Origin of the sequence: Halomonas sp. ISL-56 (genome assembly GCF_018612805.1) — a bacterium.
In the GTDB taxonomy this organism is placed as follows: domain Bacteria; phylum Pseudomonadota; class Gammaproteobacteria; order Pseudomonadales; family Halomonadaceae; genus Vreelandella.
Window position 1 is genome coordinate 182305 of sequence record NZ_JAGGRO010000004.1, and the last position, 19943, is coordinate 202247.

General features: G+C 54.7%; 28 protein-coding genes. All 28 read right to left on the bottom strand.

The window, feature by feature from the left end; all coding sequences use genetic code 11:
- Positions 1 to 21: 21 nt before the first annotated feature.
- Positions 22 to 135 (bottom strand): 50S ribosomal protein L36, encoded by a 114-nt coding sequence (gene rpmJ, locus J7J49_RS02960; RefSeq protein WP_008959154.1) that lies wholly within the window; start codon positions 133 to 135, stop codon positions 22 to 24.
- 62 nt (positions 136 to 197) lie between these two features.
- Positions 198 to 1529: a preprotein translocase subunit SecY gene (secY, locus tag J7J49_RS02965; RefSeq protein WP_064235086.1), complete on the bottom strand. Its 1332-nt coding sequence runs from the start codon at positions 1527 to 1529 to the stop codon at positions 198 to 200.
- Complete coding sequence (rplO, locus tag J7J49_RS02970) at positions 1530 to 1964, bottom strand: 50S ribosomal protein L15 (RefSeq protein WP_040479525.1); 435 nt, start codon at positions 1962 to 1964, stop codon at positions 1530 to 1532.
- A gap of 3 nt (positions 1965 to 1967) precedes the next feature.
- Positions 1968 to 2150 carry a 50S ribosomal protein L30 gene (gene rpmD / locus J7J49_RS02975; RefSeq protein ID WP_064235087.1) on the bottom strand — a complete coding sequence of 61 codons (183 nt, stop codon included), beginning with the start codon at positions 2148 to 2150 and terminating at the stop codon, positions 1968 to 1970.
- Positions 2151 to 2156: 6 nt separating this feature from the next.
- Complete coding sequence (rpsE, locus tag J7J49_RS02980; RefSeq protein WP_007111990.1) at positions 2157 to 2657, bottom strand: 30S ribosomal protein S5; 501 nt, start codon at positions 2655 to 2657, stop codon at positions 2157 to 2159.
- A gap of 11 nt (positions 2658 to 2668) precedes the next feature.
- On the bottom strand, positions 2669 to 3019 hold the full coding sequence (gene rplR, locus J7J49_RS02985) for a 50S ribosomal protein L18 (RefSeq protein ID WP_008959159.1): 351 nt from the start codon (positions 3017 to 3019) through the stop codon (positions 2669 to 2671).
- Positions 3020 to 3028: 9 nt separating this feature from the next.
- Complete coding sequence (gene rplF / locus J7J49_RS02990; protein WP_215090051.1) at positions 3029 to 3559, bottom strand: 50S ribosomal protein L6; 531 nt, start codon at positions 3557 to 3559, stop codon at positions 3029 to 3031.
- Between the two features lie 9 nt (positions 3560 to 3568).
- A complete protein-coding gene (rpsH, locus tag J7J49_RS02995) occupies positions 3569 to 3961 on the bottom strand; it encodes a 30S ribosomal protein S8 (protein ID WP_035582690.1) in 393 nt (130 codons plus the stop codon).
- A 32-nt stretch (positions 3962 to 3993) separates the two neighbouring features.
- On the bottom strand, positions 3994 to 4299 hold the full coding sequence (gene rpsN, locus J7J49_RS03000; protein WP_022520866.1) for a 30S ribosomal protein S14: 306 nt from the start codon (positions 4297 to 4299) through the stop codon (positions 3994 to 3996).
- A 10-nt stretch (positions 4300 to 4309) separates the two neighbouring features.
- The gene (rplE, locus tag J7J49_RS03005; protein ID WP_007111995.1) at positions 4310 to 4849 is read right to left on the bottom strand and encodes a 50S ribosomal protein L5; all 540 of its coding nucleotides are present in this window, start codon (positions 4847 to 4849) and stop codon (positions 4310 to 4312) included.
- An 18-nt stretch (positions 4850 to 4867) separates the two neighbouring features.
- Entirely contained in the window at positions 4868 to 5182 is a 315-nt protein-coding gene (gene rplX, locus J7J49_RS03010) for a 50S ribosomal protein L24 (protein ID WP_007111996.1), read from the bottom strand.
- Positions 5183 to 5196: 14 nt separating this feature from the next.
- Complete coding sequence (rplN, locus tag J7J49_RS03015; protein WP_008959163.1) at positions 5197 to 5568, bottom strand: 50S ribosomal protein L14; 372 nt, start codon at positions 5566 to 5568, stop codon at positions 5197 to 5199.
- A gap of 49 nt (positions 5569 to 5617) precedes the next feature.
- Positions 5618 to 5878 carry a 30S ribosomal protein S17 gene (gene rpsQ, locus J7J49_RS03020; protein WP_007111998.1) on the bottom strand — a complete coding sequence of 87 codons (261 nt, stop codon included), beginning with the start codon at positions 5876 to 5878 and terminating at the stop codon, positions 5618 to 5620.
- 1 nt (position 5879) lies between these two features.
- Positions 5880 to 6071 carry a 50S ribosomal protein L29 gene (gene rpmC, locus J7J49_RS03025; RefSeq protein WP_007111999.1) on the bottom strand — a complete coding sequence of 64 codons (192 nt, stop codon included), beginning with the start codon at positions 6069 to 6071 and terminating at the stop codon, positions 5880 to 5882.
- Entirely contained in the window at positions 6071 to 6484 is a 414-nt protein-coding gene (gene rplP / locus J7J49_RS03030) for a 50S ribosomal protein L16 (RefSeq protein WP_007112000.1), read from the bottom strand. Before rplP ends, rpmC begins: the two co-directional genes overlap by 1 nt.
- A 15-nt stretch (positions 6485 to 6499) precedes the next feature.
- A complete protein-coding gene (gene rpsC / locus J7J49_RS03035) occupies positions 6500 to 7201 on the bottom strand; it encodes a 30S ribosomal protein S3 (RefSeq protein ID WP_009288141.1) in 702 nt (233 codons plus the stop codon).
- 10 nt (positions 7202 to 7211) lie between these two features.
- Positions 7212 to 7544, bottom strand: a complete 333-nt coding sequence (rplV, locus tag J7J49_RS03040; protein WP_007112002.1) for a 50S ribosomal protein L22 — start codon at positions 7542 to 7544, stop codon at positions 7212 to 7214.
- A gap of 18 nt (positions 7545 to 7562) precedes the next feature.
- Entirely contained in the window at positions 7563 to 7838 is a 276-nt protein-coding gene (gene rpsS / locus J7J49_RS03045) for a 30S ribosomal protein S19 (protein WP_009098993.1), read from the bottom strand.
- A 33-nt stretch (positions 7839 to 7871) separates the two neighbouring features.
- A complete protein-coding gene (gene rplB / locus J7J49_RS03050) occupies positions 7872 to 8702 on the bottom strand; it encodes a 50S ribosomal protein L2 (RefSeq protein WP_008959166.1) in 831 nt (276 codons plus the stop codon).
- 17 nt (positions 8703 to 8719) lie between these two features.
- Positions 8720 to 9016 (bottom strand): 50S ribosomal protein L23, encoded by a 297-nt coding sequence (rplW, locus tag J7J49_RS03055; protein WP_008959167.1) that lies wholly within the window; start codon positions 9014 to 9016, stop codon positions 8720 to 8722.
- A complete protein-coding gene (gene rplD / locus J7J49_RS03060; RefSeq protein ID WP_215090053.1) occupies positions 9013 to 9618 on the bottom strand; it encodes a 50S ribosomal protein L4 in 606 nt (201 codons plus the stop codon). Before rplD ends, rplW begins: the two co-directional genes overlap by 4 nt.
- 15 nt (positions 9619 to 9633) lie before the next feature.
- Positions 9634 to 10272, bottom strand: coding sequence for a 50S ribosomal protein L3 (gene rplC / locus J7J49_RS03065; RefSeq protein ID WP_215090054.1), 639 nt, complete (start codon positions 10270 to 10272; stop codon positions 9634 to 9636).
- A gap of 161 nt (positions 10273 to 10433) precedes the next feature.
- Positions 10434 to 10745 (bottom strand): 30S ribosomal protein S10, encoded by a 312-nt coding sequence (gene rpsJ, locus J7J49_RS03070; RefSeq protein WP_007112007.1) that lies wholly within the window; start codon positions 10743 to 10745, stop codon positions 10434 to 10436.
- Between the two features lie 159 nt (positions 10746 to 10904).
- Entirely contained in the window at positions 10905 to 12098 is a 1194-nt protein-coding gene (gene tuf, locus J7J49_RS03075; RefSeq protein WP_064235089.1) for an elongation factor Tu, read from the bottom strand.
- Positions 12099 to 12126: 28 nt separating this feature from the next.
- The gene (gene fusA, locus J7J49_RS03080) at positions 12127 to 14250 is read right to left on the bottom strand and encodes an elongation factor G (RefSeq protein WP_064235090.1); all 2124 of its coding nucleotides are present in this window, start codon (positions 14248 to 14250) and stop codon (positions 12127 to 12129) included.
- Positions 14251 to 14480: 230 nt separating this feature from the next.
- The gene (gene rpsG / locus J7J49_RS03085; protein ID WP_008959172.1) at positions 14481 to 14951 is read right to left on the bottom strand and encodes a 30S ribosomal protein S7; all 471 of its coding nucleotides are present in this window, start codon (positions 14949 to 14951) and stop codon (positions 14481 to 14483) included.
- A gap of 172 nt (positions 14952 to 15123) precedes the next feature.
- Positions 15124 to 15498, bottom strand: coding sequence for a 30S ribosomal protein S12 (gene rpsL / locus J7J49_RS03090; RefSeq protein ID WP_008959173.1), 375 nt, complete (start codon positions 15496 to 15498; stop codon positions 15124 to 15126).
- Between the two features lie 228 nt (positions 15499 to 15726).
- On the bottom strand, positions 15727 to 19941 hold the full coding sequence (rpoC, locus tag J7J49_RS03095; RefSeq protein WP_215090057.1) for a DNA-directed RNA polymerase subunit beta': 4215 nt from the start codon (positions 19939 to 19941) through the stop codon (positions 15727 to 15729).
- Positions 19942 to 19943 lie beyond the last annotated feature (2 nt).

A 19943-nucleotide genomic window follows, 5' to 3' on the forward strand; every position in this document is an offset into this window, starting at 1 on the left:
CGCTAAATACAGCCCAGGCTATTAACCCTGGCGCTGTTTGTGCCGTGGCTCGCTGCAAATGACGCGGACAGCGCCATTGCGACGAATGATCTTGCAGTTACGGCACATTTTCTTTACGGAAGCTCGAACTTTCATCGATCTTTCTCCAAAAACCGGCTCGCGGCGCGCCCCTCTAACTTAATAGGGTGGACGGCGCCTCAGCGCATGATACCGCCGCTACCGTAGCCTTTCAGGTTGGACTTCTTCATCACTGAGTCATACTGATGCGACATGAGATGCGACTGCACCTGGGCCATGAAGTCCATGATGACCACGACTACGATTAACAACGAGGTACCGCCGAAGAAAAACGGCACGTTCCACGCCACAATCAAGAACTGGGGCATCAAGGAAACCGCAGTGATATACAAGGCACCGAACAGGGTCAGACGTGTCATGACCTTGTCGATATAGCGAGCGGTCTGCTCGCCGGGGCGAATGCCCGGCAGGAAAGCGCCTGACTTTTTAAGATTGTCAGCCACATCCTTGGGGTTGAAGACCAGCGCTGTGTAAAAGAAGCAGAAGAATACCACTGCCGCCGCGAAAAGCAAGATGTAAAGCGGTTGACCTGGACCTAATGCCTGAGATGCACGCTGCAACCACTCCATACCTTCACCTGCACCTACCCACTGACCAATAGAGGCCGGGAAGAGCAGAATACTGGAGGCAAAGATCGCCGGGATAACGCCGGCCATATTAACCTTCAAAGGCAGGTAGCTACTTTGCCCTGCATACATCTTATTGCCCACTTGCCGCCGAGGGTAGTTAACTTTGAGGCGGCGTTGGCCGCGTTCAATGAAAACCACAAAGGCGACTGTCGCAACACCTAACACTGACAGCGCTAACAGTGGCAGAACATTCCAGGCCCCTTCATTACGGGCAAGCTCAAACGCTTGGCCCACGGCACTGGGTAGTCCAGCAACAATACCGGCAAATATCAGCAGCGAAATACCGTTGCCGATGCCTTTCTCGGTAATCTGCTCACCTAGCCACATCATAAACACCGCACCTGATACAAAGGTAATCACGGCGGTGAAATAGAAGCTGAAGTCTGCAGTGTACGCGATGCCTTGGCTGGCCAGGCCGACGGACATGCCGACAGCCTGGACAAACGCCAGTATCACCGTGCCGTAGCGAGTGTACTGGCTAATCTTGCGGCGGCCAGCCTCACCCTCTTTCTTGAGCTGTTCAAGATGAGGGGAGACCGCAGTCATGAGCTGCATGATAATCGACGCTGAAATGTAGGGCATTATACCCAGGGCGAGGACACTCATGCGCTCCAGGGCGCCACCCGAGAACATGTTAAACATGCCCAAGATGGTGCCCTGTTGCTCCCTAAACAAGGCAGCAAGCTGGTCAGGATTGATACCGGGAACGGGAATGTGGGCACCAATACGGTACACCACGATGGCGAGGAGCACGAAGCGCAAACGCGCCCACAGTTCACTCAGACCGCTGCCCATCGCCGGCATGTTTCCTGACTTGGCCATTTAGTCCTCTACCTTGCCGCCAGCGGCTTCGATCGCTTCACGGGCACCTTTGGTGACCTTGATTCCGCGAACGGTAACCGCTGTTTTCAGTTCGCCAGAAAGGATGATCTTCGCGTGTAGCGTAGAATCCTTCAGCACGTTGGCTTCTTTCAAAGATGCCATGGTGACTTCGCCACCGGCAACTTTGGCCAGCTCAGCCAGGCGTACTTCTTCAGAGACCAGAGATTTTGCAGACGTAAAACCGAATTTCGGTAAACGACGCTGCAAAGGCATCTGACCGCCTTCGAAACCGGGCTTAACACTGCCGCCACTACGTGCTTTCTGACCTTTGTGACCACGGCCACCGGTCTTACCAAGACCGGAACCGATGCCACGACCCACACGCTTTGCGGCGTGCTTGGAGCCCGGAGCCGGGCTTAGGCTATTGAGTTTCATGGATTACTCTCCCTCAACGCGCACAAGGTAGTTCACCTTGTGGATCATGCCGCGTACGGCGGGGGTGTCTTCCAGTTCAACCGTATGACCGATGCGACGCAGACCCAAGCCCTTCATAGTAGCTTTGTGCTTGGGCATGATGCCGATGGTGCTCCGGATCTGGGTAAACTTGATCGTTGCTGCCATGGTGCCTTACCCCGTGATCGCTTCGACAGACAGACCGCGCTTAGCGGCCACGTCTTCCGGTGCTTGCATGGAGGAGAGACCTTTAACAGTCGCTCGTACCACGTTAACCGGGTTAGTGGAACCGTAGCACTTGGCCAGTACGTCGTGGACACCGGCGAGCTCTAGTACAGAGCGCATGGCGCCACCGGCGATGATACCGGTACCTTCGGAAGCCGGCTGCATGTACACCTTGGAAGCACCGTGACGGGCTTTGACCGGGTACTGCAGCGTATGGCCAGCAAGGTTCACCTTGACCATGTTGCGACGAGCTTGATCCATCGCTTTCTGGATTGCGACAGGCACTTCACGCGCCTTGCCACGACCGAAACCGACACGACCTTTACCATCACCAACGACGGTCAGTGCGGTGAAGCCGAAAATACGACCACCTTTGACCACCTTGGCGACGCGGTTGACCTGCACTAACTTCTCTTGCAGATCACCGCTTTGCTGTTCGTTCTTCGCCATCGTAAAACCCTTTAGAATTCCAGGCCGCCTTCACGTGCGGCGTCGGCCAGCGCCTTAACGCGGCCGTGATACTTAAAGCCAGCACGGTCGAAGGCCACCTGGGTGATGCCTGCTTCTTTAGCGCGTTCAGCAATCAGAGCACCCACTTTAGAGGCCGCATCTGAGTTGCCGGTCGCACCCTCGCGCAGTGCTTTGTCCAGCGTAGAAGCACTGGCTAGCACTTTGCCACCATCCGGCGAGATAATCTGCGCATAGATGTGACGCGGGGTACGGTTGACGCACAGGCGATACACGCCCAGCTCGCGGATCTTTGCGCGAGCGCGGCGGGCACGACGGAGACGAGATTCTTTCTTCGCGTTCATAACCCTGCCTTACTTCTTCTTGGCTTCTTTGCGACGCACCTGCTCGTCGGCGTACCGTACACCCTTGCCTTTATACGGCTCAGGGGGACGGAAGGCGCGGATTTCCGCGGCGCACTGGCCGAGCATCTGCTTATCCGCGCTTTTCAGCACGATAACGGTGTTCTTCGGCGTTTCCGCTGTAACACCTTTAGGCAGTTCATAGTCGACCGGGTGCGAGAAGCCCAGTGAAAGATTGAGCGTCTGGCCCTTAGCTTGGGCACGATAACCGACGCCAACAATTTCGAGGGATTTTGTGAAACCCTCGGATACGCCCGTTACCAGGTTCTGAACGAGGGCGCGGGTTGTACCGGCCATTGCCCAGCTCTTGGCAGTTTCGCTCGGGGCGAAGGTCAGCTGGCCATCTTCTTGACCGACCACTACATCAGAGTGGATGGTCATAGATAGCGTGCCCTGGCCGCCTTTGGCGGTCAGCTGGTCAGCATTGATTTTAATCTCAACGCCGGCAGGCACTTTAACCGGATATTTCGCAATGCGGGACATTCCAGCCTCCTAGAATACGGTGCAGATGACTTCGCCACCGACACCCGCTTGGCGCGCGGCACGATCGGTCATGACACCATTTGATGTGGTGACAATCGCGATACCCAGGCCATCGGCAACCTTAGGCAAGTTGTCCTTGCCCATGTAGCGGCGCAGGGACGGCTTGGAAACCCGCTGAATGTGCTCAATGACCGGCTTACCCTCAAAGTACTTGAGAGTTACGGTTAGCTCGGGCTTAACGCCCTCTGCAACCGCAAAGTCGGCAATGTAGCCTTCTTCCTTTAGCACTCGGGCCACTTGCACTTTCAGCTTGGAGGACGGCATGGTTGCCGTCTCCTTGGTGGCCATCTGCGCATTGCGGATACGGGTAAACATATCCGCCAGAGTATCTTGCATGCTCATTTAATGTGCGCTCCTGATAATTCTACGTGGCGTTACCAACTGGACTTTTTCAGTCCTGGAACGTCGCCACGCATGGCGGCTTCACGCAGCTTGTTACGGCCGAGGCCGAACTTGTTGTAAAAACCGTGCGGACGACCGGTGATACGGCAGCGGTTACGCTGACGCACCGGGCTTGAGTCGCGCGGCAGTTGCTGCAGCTTCAGCGTCGCCTCGAAGCGGTCTTCCTCAGACGTGTTCACGTCTGAGATGATCTTCTTGAGTTCAGCGCGCTTGGTCGCATACTTCGCGACCAGCTGAGTACGCTTAAGCTCACGCTCTACCATACTTTTCTTAGCCATGATCTCGCCCCTATTTCTTAAACGGGAAGTTCAGCGCGGTTAAAAGCGCACGACCTTCCTCGTCGGTTTTGGCGGTCGTAGTGATAGTGACGTCCAACCCCCGGATGCGATCGATTTTATCATACTCGATCTCCGGGAAGATGATCTGCTCACGCACACCCATGGAGTAATTACCACGACCGTCGAAAGACTTCGGGTTGAGACCACGGAAGTCACGCACGCGGGGAATCGCGATGTAAACCAAACGGTCCAAGAAGTCCCACATACGCTCAGCGCGCAGTGTTACTTTGATGCCGATTGGCCAACCTTCGCGCACCTTAAAGCCCGCGATGGACTTACGTGCTTTAGTCACCAACGGTTTTTGACCAGAGAGTTTCTCTAGGTCGCCGATGGCATTGTCAATCAACTTTTTATCGTTGACTGCTTCGCCGATACCCATGTTCAGAGTCACTTTCGTGATCCGGGGTACCTGCATAACGTTGGCATAGCTGAACTCTTCTTTGAGTTGAGCTGCTACCTCGTTTTGATAACGTTCTTTCAAGTTCGCCATTTTGCTACCCGACTCGCGTTAGGCGTCGATCTGCGTCTGCGTCGACTTGTAGATACGTACCTTGGTACCGTCTTCCTTCACTTGGAAGCCGACGCGATCCGCCTTACCGGTCTCCGAATTGAAGATGGCTACGTTGGACGCGTGAATCGGAGCCTCACGCTCGACGATACCGCCCTGATTACCCGCCATGGGATTTGGCTTGGTGTGACGTTTAATCATGTTCACACCGGACACCAAAAAGCGGTTTTCTAATACCCGCTTAACGGTGCCACGCTTGCCTTTATCCTTCCCGGCGATGACGATGACTTCATCGTCACGTTTGATCTTTTGCATATCCGCCTCGCTCCTTACAGCACTTCAGGCGCTAAGGAAATGATCTTCATGAACTTTTCATTACGAAGTTCACGAGTCACCGGCCCAAAAATACGGGTACCGATGGGCTGTTCGTTGGTGTTATTCAACAAAACTGCCGCATTTCCATCGAAACGGATGAGCGAACCGTCGGGACGACGGACGCCACTACGGGTCCGGACCACGACCGCTTTTAGCACCTGGCCTTTTTTGACCTTGCCACGCGGAATCGCTTCCTTAACCGTGACCTTGATGATATCACCAACGCGAGCGTAACGACGGTGTGAACCGCCTAACACCTTGATGCACTGCACCCGGCGCGCTCCGCTGTTGTCGGCGACATCCAGCATTGTCTGAGTCTGAATCATCGGTTTTCTCCAAACCTAATCTGACTGCACTGATTGACAAGCCTCGGGATTAACCCTTGGCGTGTTCAACCACCTCGACCAGCGTCCAAGCTTTTTTCTTGGAAAGCGGACGGCACTCTTGAATAGAGACCGTATCGCCTGCCTTAGCCTGGTTCGCCTCATCATGGGCGTGCAGCTTGGTGGAGCGCTTAACGTATTTTCCGTAGATCGGGTGACGCTCGCGCCGCTCGATCATGACGACGATGGACTTGTCCATCTTATCGCTCACCACTTTACCGGTGAGCGTACGCTTTGTGTTTTCTTCGGCCATCTCAATCACCTGCCTTCTCGTTGAGCAAAGTCTTTACGCGGGCAATATCCCGACGGACCTGCTTGAGCAGATGAGTCTGGCTCAGTTGGCCAGTGGCCTTCTGCATGCGCAGGTTAAACTGCTCGCGGAGGAGTTCGAGGAGTTGCTCCTGGAGCTCTCCTGCGGACTTTTCACGAATTTCCTGGGCTTTCATCACATCACCGTCCGTTTCGCAAAGGTGGTGGATAAGGGCATTTTCTGTGCGGCAAGCTCAAACGCTTCACGAGCGAGCTCTTCCGACACGCCTTCAATTTCATACAGGACCCGACCCGGTTGGATCTGGGCAACCCAGTACTCAACAGAACCTTTACCTTTACCCATACGAACTTCGAGCGGCTTCTTGGAGATCGGCTTATCAGGGAAGACGCGGATCCAAATCTTACCGCCACGCTTAACGTGACGTGTGATCGCACGACGGCCTGCTTCGATCTGACGCGCAGTGATGCGGCCGCGACCAGTAGCTTTTAGGCCGTATTCCCCGAAGCTGATCTTGCTTCCGCGATGCGCCAGGCCACGGTTGCGGCCTTTCATCATCTTACGGAATTTCATACGCTTGGGCTGTAACATCGACTCGCTCTCCCCTTACCTGGAACCTTTCTTCTTGGGCGCGTTGCCGGCAGGCTGTTGTTTAGCCTTGGCACGTACTTCCTCGATACCGCCGAGGATTTCACCCTTGAAGATCCACACTTTGACGCCGATAACGCCGTAGGTGGTGTGAGCTTCGTAAGTGGCGTAGTCGATATCCGCACGCAACGTGTGCAGCGGAACGCGACCTTCGCGGTACCATTCGGTACGTGCGATTTCAGCGCCACCAAGACGACCTGATAGCTGAATCTTGATGCCACCAGCGCCAAGACGCATTGCGTTCTGTACTGCGCGCTTCATAGCGCGACGGAACATTACGCGACGCTCAAGCTGACCCGCTACGTTAGCAGCGACTAGCTTGGCATCCAGCTCCGGCTTGCGAACTTCTTCGATGTTCACATGCACGGGTACACCCATCATCTGGGTGAGATCGCGACGCAAACGGTCGACATCTTCACCTTTCTTACCAATCACGATACCCGGACGGGCAGTGTGAATAGTGATGCGGGCGTTGTTCGCCGGACGCTCGATGTGGATGCGGCTAACAGAGGCGCTTTTAAGACGCTCTTCCAGGAAGCTACGCACTTCGAGATCGTTATTGAGCTTATCGGCGTAAGCGCCGCGCTCAGCATACCAGACAGAAGCATGGTCTTTGACGATGCCCAGTCGAATGCCTGTTGGATTGACTTTCTGACCCATCGGTCGACTCCTACTTCTCGGCTACCTTGACGGTGATGTGGCACGTGCGCTTCAAGATACGATCCGCACGCCCCTTGGCACGCGGCTTGATACGCTTGAGCGTCATGCCCTCATCGACGCAGATGGTCGAGACACGCAGCTCGTCAATATCCATGCCGTTATTTTCTTCCGCATTCGCAATCGCGGATTGCAGCACCTTCTTAACCAGCTTGGCAGCCTTCTTCGGTGAGAAGGTCAGCAGGTCGAGTGCCTCGGCGACAGGTTTACCGCGCACCTGGTCAGCCACCAAACGGGCCTTCTGGGCGGATAAACGAGCGCCAAGCAGCTTAGCTGTGACTTCCATCTCTCAATCCTCTCTGGCTTACCGTTTGGCTTTTTTATCCGCCGCATGCCCACGATAAGTGCGGGTAGCAGCGAATTCGCCCAATTTGTGGCCAACCATTTCCTCGGATACGTGCACCGGGACGTGTTGACGACCATTATGGACCGCGATAGTGAGGCCTACCATATTGGGCAGGATCATAGAACGACGCGACCAAGTCTTGATCGGTTTGCGATCGTTCTTCTCCACTGCAGCCTCTACCTTCTTCAAAAGATGAAGGTCAATGAAGGGACCTTTCTTTAGTGAACGTGGCACAGCCGTTACCTCTTAATGTCTTGGCAATTTAGATCAACGCGTCTTATTACGACGACGAATGATCAGCTTGTCGGTGCGCTTGTTCTTACGCGTCTTGTGACCCTTAGTCGGCACGCCCCATGGGGATACCGGGTGACGACCACCACTGGTGCGGCCTTCGCCACCACCGTGCGGGTGATCGACTGGGTTCATCGCGACACCGCGAACAGTCGGACGCACACCTCTCCAGCGCTTCGCACCGGCCTTGCCAAGTTGACGCAGGCTGTGCTCAGAGTTGCTCACTTCACCCAAGGTCGCGCGGCACTCGGCCAACACTTTACGCATTTCGCCAGAGCGAAGACGTAGGGTGGCATAGTTACCTTCACGAGCAACTAACTGGGCGCTTGTACCGGCACTGCGAGCAATCTGCGCACCTTTACCCGGCTTGAGTTCGATGCAGTGCACCGTAGAACCCAACGGGACGTTACGCAGCGGCAAGGCATTGCCTTTCTTGATTGACGCGTTAACACCAGATTCCAGCACGTCACCCGCGCTGACACCTTTCGGTGCAATGATGTAACGACGCTCACCATCGGCATACTTCAGCAGCGCAATGTGCGCACTGCGGTTGGGATCGTGCTCAAGACGCTCAACGGTGGCAGGAATGCCATCCTTGGTGCGTTTGAAATCGATCAACCGATAGTGGTGACGATGACCACCGCCCACGTGGCGGGTGGTGATACGACCGTAGTTGTTACGGCCGCCGGACTTGGACTGTTTTTCTAACAGCGGTGCATAAGCACGGCCTTTAAACAGTTCCTCGCCAACGATCTTGACGACGTGGCGACGACCGGCGGAGGTGGGTTTGGTCTTGACGATTGCCATTATCCGTACTCCTGCCCTTATTCGGCGCCAGAGAAGTCTTCGAGCGTTTCACCCGCAGCCAGGGTCACATACGCTTTGCGGTAACCCTTACGCAGGCCAACGCCGTTCGCAGTACGCTTCGTTTTACCCTTCATGTTCAGTACCTGAACACTGCCGACCTTCTTGCCGAAAAGTGCTTCAACGGCCTTCTTGATCTCGGGCTTGGTAGCATCAGATGCCACCTTGAAAACGTACTGGTTGCGCTCGGCTGCCATCGCGGCCTTTTCGGTCACGTGGGGCCCAAGCAGAACCTTAAATACGCGTTCCTGGTTCATGCCAGCTTCTCCTCGAATTTACGCAGGGCGGAGACGGTAATCAGCACCTTATCAAAGGCAACCAGACTTACCGGGTCAGCTGCCGCGACATCCACCACGTCAACGTGGGGGAGATTGCGTGCGGCTAAATAGAGCTTTTCGTCAACTTCTTCAGTCACGATCAACACTTTTTCAAGGTTGAGCTCTTTCAGCTTGGCAGCTACCTGCTTGGTCTTAGGCGCATCGACGATGAACTCTTCAATCGCGACTAAGCGCTCTTGACGTACCAGCTCTGACAAGATGGAGCGCATCGCTGCACGGTACATCTTGCGGTTAACCTTCTGGGTGTAGTCTTGCGGACGCGCCGCGAAGGTTACGCCACCACTACGCCATAGCGGAGAGCGGATGGTACCGGCACGTGCACGACCGGTGCCTTTCTGACGCCACGGCTTCTTACCACCGCCACGAACGTCGGAACGACTCTTTTGCGCGCGGGTTCCCTGACGACCAGCCGCCAAATAGGCAGTGACCACTTGGTGAACGAGCGCTTCGTTGAATTCTTTGCCAAAAGTGGCGTCGGCTACTTCAACGGTACCCGCGCCTGCAGCAAGATTCAGATTCATTGGTAATTATCCCCTTCAGCCTGCTTTCACGGCGCTGCGAACGATAACGTCACTACCGGGAGCACCCGGTACGGCGCCTTTAATCAGCAGCAGGTTACGCTCGGCGTCGACACGGACGATCTCAAGGCTCTGCACGGTGCAACGGGCGTTACCCATTTGACCGGCCATCTTTTTGCCTTTGAAAACGCGACCCGGTGTCTGACACATGCCGATAGAACCCGGCGCGCGATGCGACAGAGAGTTACCGTGAGTCATGTCTTGGGTACGGAAGTTCCAGCGCTTAACAGCACCCTGGAAACCTTTACCCTTAGAGGTGCCAGTCACGTCAACCATTTGACCAGCTTCGAAGAGGGATACGGTGATTTCGCCGCCGACTTCAGGAATCTCTTCGCCTTCTGTAAGACGAAATTCCATCAGTGCACGACCAGCTTCAACACCCGCCTTGGCAAACTGTCCCGCTTGCGCTTTGGTGAGGTGCTTAGCTTTACGAGAGCCAGATGTGACCTGAATCGCTGCGTAACCGTCAGATTCGACAGATTTAACGCGAGTAACACGATTAGGATCAACTTCAATAACGGTTACGGGCACAGACGCGCCGTCTTCGGTAAAGACACGGGTCATCCCGGCCTTTTTACCGACTAAACCGATAGTCATACTCAGTCTCCTATAGTGTACGGGGCTATCACCCGCTATGGCTGCCCTTTCCAGAGCATTCCACTAGCACATTGTATGGCGCCTCACGGCGCGGCGGCTGCTGCTCATGCTAACTTATTATAACAAGTGATGAGCGCTGGGCCGCAAAGTGACTAGTGTAATTAGTTGAGCTTGATTTGCACGTCAACGCCCGCGGCGAGATCAAGCTTCATCAAAGCATCAACAGTTTTTTCGGTCGGCTCAACAATGTCGAGCACACGCTTGTGCGTACGTATCTCATACTGGTCACGCGCATCTTTATTGACGTGCGGCGAGATCAGAATGGTGTAACGCTCGCGATTGGTCGGCAACGGAATCGGCCCACGAACCTGAGCACCAGTACGCTTAGCGGTTTCAACAATCTCCGCTGTAGACTGGTCGATCAGGCGATGGTCGAACGCTTTCAACCGAATGCGAATCTTTTGGTTCTGCATTTGCCCTAAACTCCAATGGATGTCGACGGCGCGAGCCGTCTACCCACGCATTCAAAGGATGCGCATTATAGGCACGCCATCTGCACATGTCAAACATTTGCTGATGGTGCGCAGAAAAGGGGGCTCATCAGAGCCCCCTTCATCACTCAAGCATGAAGCTTACTTGACGATCTTGGCCACAACGCCAGCACCGACAGTACGGCCGCCTTCACGAATAGCGAAGCGCAAGCCTTCGTCCATTGCGATCGGAGCGATCAAGGTAACAACCATTTGCACGTTGTCACCCGGCATGACCATTTCAACGCCTTCCGGCAGTTCACAGGTACCGGTTACGTCGGTGGTACGGAAGTAGAACTGTGGACGGTAGCCCTTGAAGAAAGGCGTGTGACGACCACCCTCTTCTTTGGACAGTACGTAAACTTCTGCTTCGAAGGTAGTGTGCGGGTTGATGGTGCCCGGCTTGGCCAGTACTTGGCCACGCTCGACGTCATCACGCTTAGTACCACGCAGCAGGGCGCCAACGTTCTCACCAGCACGACCTTCGTCGAGCAGCTTGCGGAACATTTCAACACCGGTAACGATCGTTTTAGTGGTGTCGCGGATACCCACGATTTCCACTTCTTCGCCCGCTTTCACGATGCCGCGCTCTACACGACCAGTAACAACAGTACCGCGGCCAGAGATAGAGAACACGTCTTCGATCGGCATCAGGAACGGCTGGTCGATAGCACGCTCCGGCTCAGGGATGTACTCATCCAGCGCTTTGATCAGATTGGCAACGGCAGTTGTACCCATGCCCTTGTCATCTTCACCGTTCAGCGCCATCAGCGCAGAACCAGTGATGATCGGCGTGTCGTCACCCGGGAAGTCGTACTGGTCGAGAAGTTCGCGAACTTCCATTTCTACCAGCTCGAGCAGCTCTTCGTCATCGACCATGTCCGCTTTGTTCAGGAACACAACGATGAACGGTACGCCAACCTGACGAGACAGCAGGATGTGCTCGCGAGTTTGCGGCATCGGGCCATCTGCGGCAGAACATACCAGGATAGCGCCGTCCATCTGCGCAGCACCGGTGATCATGTTCTTGACGTAGTCAGCGTGTCCTGGGCAGTCAACGTGAGCGTAGTGACGCTCTTCAGACTGATATTCCACGTGGGAAGTAGCGATAGTGATACCACGCTCACGCTCTTCAGGAGCGTTATCGATAGTATCAAACTCACGCCAGTCGCCGCCGAAAACCTCAGCAGACACGCGGGTTAGGGCCGCAGTCAGAGTCGTTTTACCGTGGTCGACGTGACCAATAGTGCCGACGTTGACGTGCGGTTTGGAACGTTCAAATTTTTCCTTAGCCACTGCTATAACCTCTTTACGTTGCTAACGGTTAACCGTTTTGATTGATGACGGCTTCAACGACGCTGGAGGGCGCCTCGTCGTACTTCGAGAACTCCATAGAGTAGCTCGCACGGCCCTGGGTCTGTGAGCGCAGATCGGTTGCATAACCGAACATCTCGCCCAGTGGCACCGTCGCACGAATGACTTTACCAGAAGAGGAGTCATCCATACCCTGCACCAGGCCGCGACGACGGCTCAGGTCACCCATGACGTCACCCATAAATTCTTCGGGGGTCACGATTTCGACCTTCATCACCGGCTCCAGCAGCACGGCCTTGGCTTTCCTGGCACCTTCTTTCACTGCCATAGAAGAAGCAATCTTAAACGCAGTCTCGTTAGAGTCTACGTCGTGGAAGGAGCCGTCAAACAGCGTCACTTTAACGTCGATCATCGGGTAACCCGCGATGACACCGTTTTTGAGCTGCTCAAATGCACCCTTCTCAACCGCAGGGACGTATTCCTTAGGAACCGTACCACCTACGATTTCAGAGTTGAATTTGAAGAATAATTCCTCTTCGCCTTCACCCTTCTCTTCTGCTGTCAGCGGCTCAATACGCAACCATACGTGACCGTACTGACCACGACCACCAGACTGACGAACAAACTTGCCTTCTTGCTCGATGCTGCCGCGAATGGTTTCACGGTAGGCAACCTGAGGCTTACCAATGTTAGCCTCAACGTTAAACTCGCGACGCATACGGTCAACAAGAATATCGAGGTGAAGCTCACCCATACCAGAAATAATCGTCTGACCAGTCTCTTCGTCGGTCTTAACCTGGAAGGAGGGATCCTCTTGAGCAAGCTTGCCCAGGGCGACACCCATCTTCTCTTGGTCTGCCTTAGATTTTGGCTCTACGGCAACCGAGATAACTGGATCCGGGAACTCCATGCGCTCGAGAACAATTTTGTTATCGATATCACACAGGGTATCACCGGTAGTGACGTCTTTCAGACCGATACAAGCAGCGATGTCGCCCGCCAGTACTTCCTTGATCTCTTCACGAGAGTTGGCGTGCATCTGAACGATACGGCCAACGCGCTCTTTTTTCTGTTTAACGGAGTTGTACACGCCGTCACCAGATTTCAGAACGCCCGAATAGACGCGGATAAAGGTCAGCGTTCCAACGAAGGGGTCAGTGGCAATTTTAAATGCCAAGGCCGCAAACGGAGCGCTATCGTCAGCAACACGCGTATCGACGGTGCCGTTTTTATCATCGAGCTCACCTTCGATCGCCTTAACTTCCGTCGGCGAAGGCATGAATTCGATAACACCGTCTAGCACTGCTTGAACGCCCTTATTTTTAAAGGCAGAACCACAGGTAACCAGGACGATATCATTAGCTAGAGTACGCGCGCGCAGACCAGCCTTGATCTCTTCAACCGTTAGCTCGCCGCCTTCAAGGTACTTGTCCATCAGCTCATCAGAGCCTTCGGCAGCCGCTTCGACCATTTCTTCGCGGTATTTTTCTGCTGTTTCTTGTAGCTCAGCAGGAATATCCACGAGGTCATAGGTCATACCCAGACTCTCTTCATCCCAAAGGATGGCCTTCATCTGGATAAGGTCGATAACGCCTTTAAAGTCTTCTTCTGTACCCCAGTTAATCTGGATCGGCACTGCTTTAGCACCCAGACGCTCTTTCAACTGGTTGACAACCATGAAGAAGTCAGCGCCGGTACGGTCCATCTTATTGACGAAAACCATACGTGGCACTTCGTACTTGTTAGCTTGGCGCCATACTGTTTCGGTCTGCGGCTGAACGCCGGAAGAGCCACACAGTACAACAACCGCGCCGTCGAGTACGCGCAAAGAACGCTCAACTTCAATCGTGAAGTCAACGTGCCCAGGCGTATCGATAATGTTGATACGATGCTCAGGGAACTGCTTATTCATGCCCTGCCAGAAACAGGTAGTTGCAGCTGAGGTGATAGTGATACCACGCTCCTGCTCCTGCTCCATCCAGTCCATGGTCGCAGCACCATCGTGCACTTCGCCCACTTTGTGGGAAAGGCCGGTGTAGAACAATACACGCTCAGTCGTCGTGGTTTTACCCGCGTCGACGTGAGCGACGATACCGATATTGCGGTAGCGATTTAGTGGAGTCTTGCGTGCCACGGTGAAACTCCCGTTTGTTGGCGATGCTCGTTAATTTAGCGGCGTATGCAAGCGAGGCTTATGCGACCGCCGCTACCACTGCATGGTAGCGGTTAGGTATTACAACAGAGCGACTCAGCAAACACTTCGCCATGCTGAACAACGTGCATATAAAAACCATAAAGCCGTACTTAAAAACGCCGTGCCTAGAAACGCAGGTTCTAGAAACGCTGACCTTAGAAACGCTGGCCTTAGAAACGGTAGTGCGAGAAGGCCTTGTTGGCTTCTGCCATGCGATGCACGTCTTCGCGCTTCTTAACGGCAGAACCTTTACCTTCAGCGGCATCCAGCATTTCACCCGCCAAACGCTGCACCATGGTTTTCTCACCGCGACGACGCGCCGCGTCTACCAGCCAGCGCATTGCCAGCGCTTGACGGCGAGACGGACGTACTTCAACCGGTACCTGATAGGTCGCACCACCCACGCGGCGCGACTTCACTTCGACCATGGGCTGGATGGCTTCCAACGCCTTGTCGAAGATCTCCAGCGGATCTTCTTTACTACGCTCGGCAACCTTATCCAACGCACCGTAGACGATACGCTCAGCTATGGACTTCTTGCCGCTGACCATCAGGTGGTTCATGAACTTCGCCAGACGCTCACTTCCGAACTTAGGATCCGGCAGGATGTCGCGTTTAGCTACTACTCTTCTTCTAGGCATGATAAGCCCTCAATTAAGGATCTTTCAGGTAAACCCGGAACTCCTGCAACCTGCGTACGATATTTCAGTACGCCAAGTGCCGCCCGACCTTACTCTTATCAGACCGTCAAATTCGTGAAATTCGGTACTCAACACCCGGCTGACCGGTCATGCTGCCAAGCCGTCTAGTCTATTAAGACTTAGGACGCTTAGTACCGTACTTAGAACGACCCTGACGACGGTTTTGTACGCCGGAGGTGTCAAGGGCGCCACGAACGGTGTGATAACGCACACCTGGCAAATCCTTTACACGGCCGCCGCGAATCAAAACGACAGAGTGTTCTTGAAGGTTGTGACCTTCACCACCGATGTAGGAAGACACTTCAAAGCCGTTGGTTAGGCGCACACGGCAAACCTTACGTAGGGCTGAGTTAGGCTTCTTCGGGGTGGTGGTGTAAACGCGTGTACATACGCCGCGTTTTTGCGGACAGGCCTGCAGCGCTGGCACGTCACTTTTGGTGACGGGGCGCTTGCGCGGCTTGCGCACTAGCTGATTAATCGTTGCCATGGTGTTTAGCTGACTCCAATGGTTGCCTTGCCTTTCAACAAGTAGCCTTTTTAACAAATACATGCAGCGGATGCGGGCGCACCCACCCCACTGTTAAAGGCTGCGCATTCTAAAGGCTGACCCTATGTTTCGTCAAGCCTTGCCGGCGGTTTTACCGGCAAGATGACGCTTTTCAGGTCAGCTACTCGTTTTACTTACTCATGTTACCTACTGCTTTAGGTACCAGATCTACAGCTCGTCGTCAGAGTCGAGAGCCGTCAACTGGGCACCTAGCTCCTGCTCTACTTCGGTAGCCGAAGGATTGAACAGTTGCTCAACGTCTTCGCGCTTGCGGCGACGTTCTGCGTGGTGAGTCAGACCAGTACCTGCTGGAATCAGACGACCCACTACGACGTTCTCTTTCAGGCCGCGCAGATAATCACGCTTGCCGGTCACCGCCGCTTCGGTCAGTACGCGAGTTGTCTCCTGGAAGGAGGCCGCAGAAATGAACGACTCAGTGGCCAAACTGGCCTTGGTGATACCCAGCAGCATACGCTGATACTTAGCCGGGAATTTCTTCTCTTTCTCGAGGCGATCATTCTGCTCCAACACCCGAACAAGCTCAGCTTGGTCGCCGGTAATGAAATCAGAGTCGCCTGAATCCGTAATTTCTACCTTGCGCAGCATCTGACGCACAATGACTTCGATGTGCTTGTCGTTGATGCCTACGCCTTGCAGACGGTAAACGTCCTGCACTTCGGCTGTGATGTACTTGGCAAGCTCCTCAACACCCAGCAGGCGCAGAATATCGTGAGGATTGCTCGGGCCATCGGAAATCACTTCGCCCTTCTCCACAGCTTCGCCTTCGAAGACCGCGATTTGACGCCATTTCGGAATCAGCGCCTCAAACGGATCGCCAGATTCCGGGGTAATGGTCAAGCGACGCTTACCCTTAGTCTCTTTACCGAAGCTGATCACACCGCTGATCTCGGCCAGGATAGAGGACTCTTTCGGCTTACGCGCTTCGAACAAGTCAGCAACCCGTGGCAGACCACCGGTGATATCTTTGTTCGCCGAGGCTTCTACCGGGATACGGGCAACCACTTCACCCACCCCGATTGTCACGCCATCGTCGACCGAAATAATCGAGTTGCCTGGCAGCAAGTACTGCACCGGGGTATTAGAGCCCGATACAGAGACGTACTCACCCGCGTTGTCTTGCAGCATAACCATCGGGCGCTTATCGCGACCGGCCATAGGACGTGCTGCGGACTCGATCACCTCGATAGAGGAGAGACCGGTCATCTCATCGACGCTACGGTGCATGGTGACACCTTCGTCAAGGTCGATGAACTGCGCCTTACCTTCTACTTCAGCAACGATCGGGTGGGTGTGCGGATCCCATTTAGCGACCGTCGCACCGGCATCAACCACGTCGCCGTCACGTACAGAAAGTTCAGCGCCGTAAGGCAGTTTGTAGTACTCACGCTCACGGCCATGGTCGTCAGCGACGGCCAATGCGCTGGAACGAGAGACAACGACCAGCTTGCCGTCGCCACGTTCAACGTGTTTCATATTGTGCAGACGAACTTTACCGCCGTGCTTAACCTGTACGCTATCAACTGCAGAAGAACGCGAAGCCGCACCACCGATGTGGAACGTACGCATGGTTAGCTGGGTACCCGGCTCACCGATGGATTGTGCGGCGATAACGCCCACTGCTTCACCGATGTTGACCTGGTGACCACGAGCCAAGTCACGACCGTAACAGGAGGCACACACGCCATGTGCGGTCTCACAGGTAATCGTGGAGCGTACGACGATCTCGTCGACACCCATGGTATCTAGCTCTGCACACCACTTCTCGTCGAGCAGCGTACCCTTCGCCAGCTGTACCTCACCGGTGCCGGGGTGCACGACATCCTGCGCCACCACGCGACCCAGTACGCGCTGGGAAAGCGGTACAATAATGTCGCCGCCTTCGATGATGGGGTGTAGGGTCAAGCCATTTTCGGTGCCACAGTCGACTTCGGTGATAACCAAATCTTGTGCCACGTCGACCAAGCGACGGGTCAGGTAACCGGAGTTGGCGGTTTTCAGTGCCGTATCCGCCAGACCTTTACGCGCACCGTGGGTCGAGATGAAGTACTGCAGTACGTTCAAACCTTCACGGAAGTTGGCGACGATGGGTGTTTCAATGATCGAGCCATCCGGCTTGGCCATCAGACCACGCATACCCGCCAGCTGACGAATCTGAGCAGCAGAACCACGCGCACCGGAGTCGGCCATGATGAAGACGCTGTTGAACGAGTCCTGCTCAACTTCGTTACCATCGCGGTCAATAACGGTCTCTTTAGAGATACCTACCATCATCGCCTTGGCGACTTTGTCGTTGGCCTTGGACCAGATATCAATAACCTTGTTGTACTTCTCACCCGCTGTTACCAGGCCAGAAGAGAACTGGTCTTCGATCTCTTTAACTTCCGCTTCCGCGGCATCAACGATTTCAGTTTTTGCTTCGGGGATAACGAAGTCGTTAACACCGATAGAAGCGCCCGACCAGGTCGCTAAGCGGAAGCCGGTATACATCAGTTGGTCAGCGAAGATGACGGTCGGCTTCAGACCAGCGCGACGATAAACTTCGTTGATTAGACTGGAGATTGCCTTCTTCTTCATCGGCTGATCGATCAGCTCGAAGGGCACACCTTCGGGCAGGATGCGGAACAGCAGTGCACGACCCACCGTGGTGTCGTAAATACGGCGATGGAAGCTGCGCTCGCCAGTCTCTTCTTCAATATCGATCTCGTCTAAACGCACCTTAACCCGAGCGTGTAGCGATACGGATTGAGTACCGAAGGCGCGCTCGACCTCATTGAGGTCAGAGAACACCATGCCTTCGCCTTTGGCGTTGATCTTTTCCCGGGTCATGTAGTAAAGACCCAGTACAACGTCTTGAGACGGCACGATGATCGGCTCGCCGTTAGCGGGCGACAGCACATTGTTGGTGGCCATCATCAGCGCACGGGCTTCAAGCTGGGCTTCCAGGGTCAGCGGTACGTGTACCGCCATCTGGTCACCGTCAAAGTCGGCGTTGTAGGCAGCACATACCAGCGGATGCAGCTGGATCGCTTTACCTTCGATCAACAGCGGTTCAAACGCCTGGATGCCCAAACGGTGCAGCGTCGGTGCGCGGTTAAGCAGTACCGGATGCTCGCGGATAACATCGGCAAGGATGTCCCACACTTCCGGCAGCTCGCGCTCAACCATCTTCTTGGCGGCTTTGATCGTTGAGGCGTAGCCCAGCGACTGCAGCTTGGAGTAGATAAACGGCTTGAACAGCTCAAGGGCCATTTTTTTCGGCAGACCACACTGGTGCAGACGCAAGGTCGGACCCACGGTAATGACCGAACGACCCGAGTAGTCGACGCGCTTACCCAACAAGTTCTGACGGAAGCGACCCTGCTTACCTTTGATCATGTCGGCAAGTGATTTCAGAGGACGCTTGTTAGAGCCCGTGATCGCACGGCCGCGACGACCGTTATCAAGCAGTGCATCGACCGCTTCCTGCAGCATACGTTTCTCGTTGCGCACGATAATGTCCGGCGCGTTGAGATCCAGCAGCCGCTTCAGGCGGTTGTTACGGTTGATCACACGACGGTAGAGGTCGTTAAGATCTGAGGTCGCGAAGCGGCCACCGTCGAGCGGTACCAGCGGACGCAGATCCGGCGGCAGCACGGGCAGCACTTCCATGACCATCCACGCCGGCGCATTGCCGGAGTGGTAGAACGCTTCAAGGAGTTTCAGGCGCTTGGAGAGCTTTTTGATCTTGGTCTCAGAGTTAGTCTGCGGAATCTCTTCACGCAGGTGGTTAATCTCTTCTTCCAGATCGATGTCTTTCAACAGCTCTTGAACGGCTTCGGCACCCATTCGAGCGTCAAAGTCGTCGCCAAACTCTTCAAGCGCTTCAAAGTACTGCTCGTCGTTCATCAGCTGACCACGCTCTAGCGTGGTCATGCCGGGATCGATAACGACAAAGGACTCAAAATACAGCACACGCTCGATATCACGCAGGGTCATATCGAGGAACATACCGATACGCGACGGCAGTGACTTCAAAAACCAGATGTGTGCGACCGGTGAAGCGAGCTCAATATGCCCCATGCGCTCACGGCGCACGGCGGCTTTGGTCACTTCTACGCCACACTTCTCGCAGATAATGCCGCGGTGCTTCATGCGTTTATATTTACCGCATAAGCACTCATAGTCTTTTACCGGGCCAAAAATCTTGGCACAGAACAGACCATCCCGCTCCGGTTTAAAGGTACGGTAGTTGATGGTCTCAGGCTTCTTCACCTCGCCAAACGACCAGGAGCGAATCATGTCCGGCGACGCCAGGGTAATCTTGATCGCGTCAAACTCTTCGGACTGAGATTGCGATTTGAGTACTTTCACCAAATCTTTCATGT

Excerpts from the sequence above, each read along its gene's own strand:
- rpsL (WP_008959173.1), bottom strand. The coding sequence starts at position 15,498 with ATGGCAACGATTAATCAGCTAGTGCGCAAGCCGCGCAAGCGCCCCGTC.
- rpsH (WP_035582690.1), bottom strand. The coding sequence starts at position 3,961 with ATGAGCATGCAAGATACTCTGGCGGATATGTTTACCCGTATCCGCAAT.
- rplV (WP_007112002.1), bottom strand. The coding sequence starts at position 7,544 with ATGGAAGTCACAGCTAAGCTGCTTGGCGCTCGTTTATCCGCCCAGAAG.
- rplR (WP_008959159.1), bottom strand. The coding sequence starts at position 3,019 with ATGAACGCGAAGAAAGAATCTCGTCTCCGTCGTGCCCGCCGCGCTCGC.
- rpsG (WP_008959172.1), bottom strand. The coding sequence starts at position 14,951 with ATGCCTAGAAGAAGAGTAGTAGCTAAACGCGACATCCTGCCGGATCCT.
- rpoC (WP_215090057.1), bottom strand. The coding sequence starts at position 19,941 with ATGAAAGATTTGGTGAAAGTACTCAAATCGCAATCTCAGTCCGAAGAG.
- rplD (WP_215090053.1), bottom strand. The coding sequence starts at position 9,618 with ATGAATCTGAATCTTGCTGCAGGCGCGGGTACCGTTGAAGTAGCCGAC.
- rplN (WP_008959163.1), bottom strand. The coding sequence starts at position 5,568 with ATGATTCAGACTCAGACAATGCTGGATGTCGCCGACAACAGCGGAGCG.
- rplC (WP_215090054.1), bottom strand. The coding sequence starts at position 10,272 with ATGACTATCGGTTTAGTCGGTAAAAAGGCCGGGATGACCCGTGTCTTT.
- rpsN (WP_022520866.1), bottom strand. The coding sequence starts at position 4,299 with ATGGCTAAGAAAAGTATGGTAGAGCGTGAGCTTAAGCGTACTCAGCTG.
- rplX (WP_007111996.1), bottom strand. The coding sequence starts at position 5,182 with ATGCAAAAGATCAAACGTGACGATGAAGTCATCGTCATCGCCGGGAAG.
- secY (WP_064235086.1), bottom strand. The coding sequence starts at position 1,529 with ATGGCCAAGTCAGGAAACATGCCGGCGATGGGCAGCGGTCTGAGTGAA.
- rpsQ (WP_007111998.1), bottom strand. The coding sequence starts at position 5,878 with ATGGCCGAAGAAAACACAAAGCGTACGCTCACCGGTAAAGTGGTGAGC.
- rpmC (WP_007111999.1), bottom strand. The coding sequence starts at position 6,071 with ATGAAAGCCCAGGAAATTCGTGAAAAGTCCGCAGGAGAGCTCCAGGAG.
- rpsC (WP_009288141.1), bottom strand. The coding sequence starts at position 7,201 with ATGGGTCAGAAAGTCAATCCAACAGGCATTCGACTGGGCATCGTCAAA.
- rplE (WP_007111995.1), bottom strand. The coding sequence starts at position 4,849 with ATGGCGAACTTGAAAGAACGTTATCAAAACGAGGTAGCAGCTCAACTC.
- rpsE (WP_007111990.1), bottom strand. The coding sequence starts at position 2,657 with ATGGCGAAGAACGAACAGCAAAGCGGTGATCTGCAAGAGAAGTTAGTG.
- rpmD (WP_064235087.1), bottom strand. The coding sequence starts at position 2,150 with ATGGCAGCAACGATCAAGTTTACCCAGATCCGGAGCACCATCGGCATC.
- rpsJ (WP_007112007.1), bottom strand. The coding sequence starts at position 10,745 with ATGCAGAACCAAAAGATTCGCATTCGGTTGAAAGCGTTCGACCATCGC.
- rplW (WP_008959167.1), bottom strand. The coding sequence starts at position 9,016 with ATGAACCAGGAACGCGTATTTAAGGTTCTGCTTGGGCCCCACGTGACC.
- rplO (WP_040479525.1), bottom strand. The coding sequence starts at position 1,964 with ATGAAACTCAATAGCCTAAGCCCGGCTCCGGGCTCCAAGCACGCCGCA.
- rpmJ (WP_008959154.1), bottom strand. The coding sequence starts at position 135 with ATGAAAGTTCGAGCTTCCGTAAAGAAAATGTGCCGTAACTGCAAGATC.
- rplP (WP_007112000.1), bottom strand. The coding sequence starts at position 6,484 with ATGTTACAGCCCAAGCGTATGAAATTCCGTAAGATGATGAAAGGCCGC.
- rplB (WP_008959166.1), bottom strand. The coding sequence starts at position 8,702 with ATGGCAATCGTCAAGACCAAACCCACCTCCGCCGGTCGTCGCCACGTC.
- rplF (WP_215090051.1), bottom strand. The coding sequence starts at position 3,559 with ATGTCCCGCATTGCGAAATATCCGGTTAAAGTGCCTGCCGGCGTTGAG.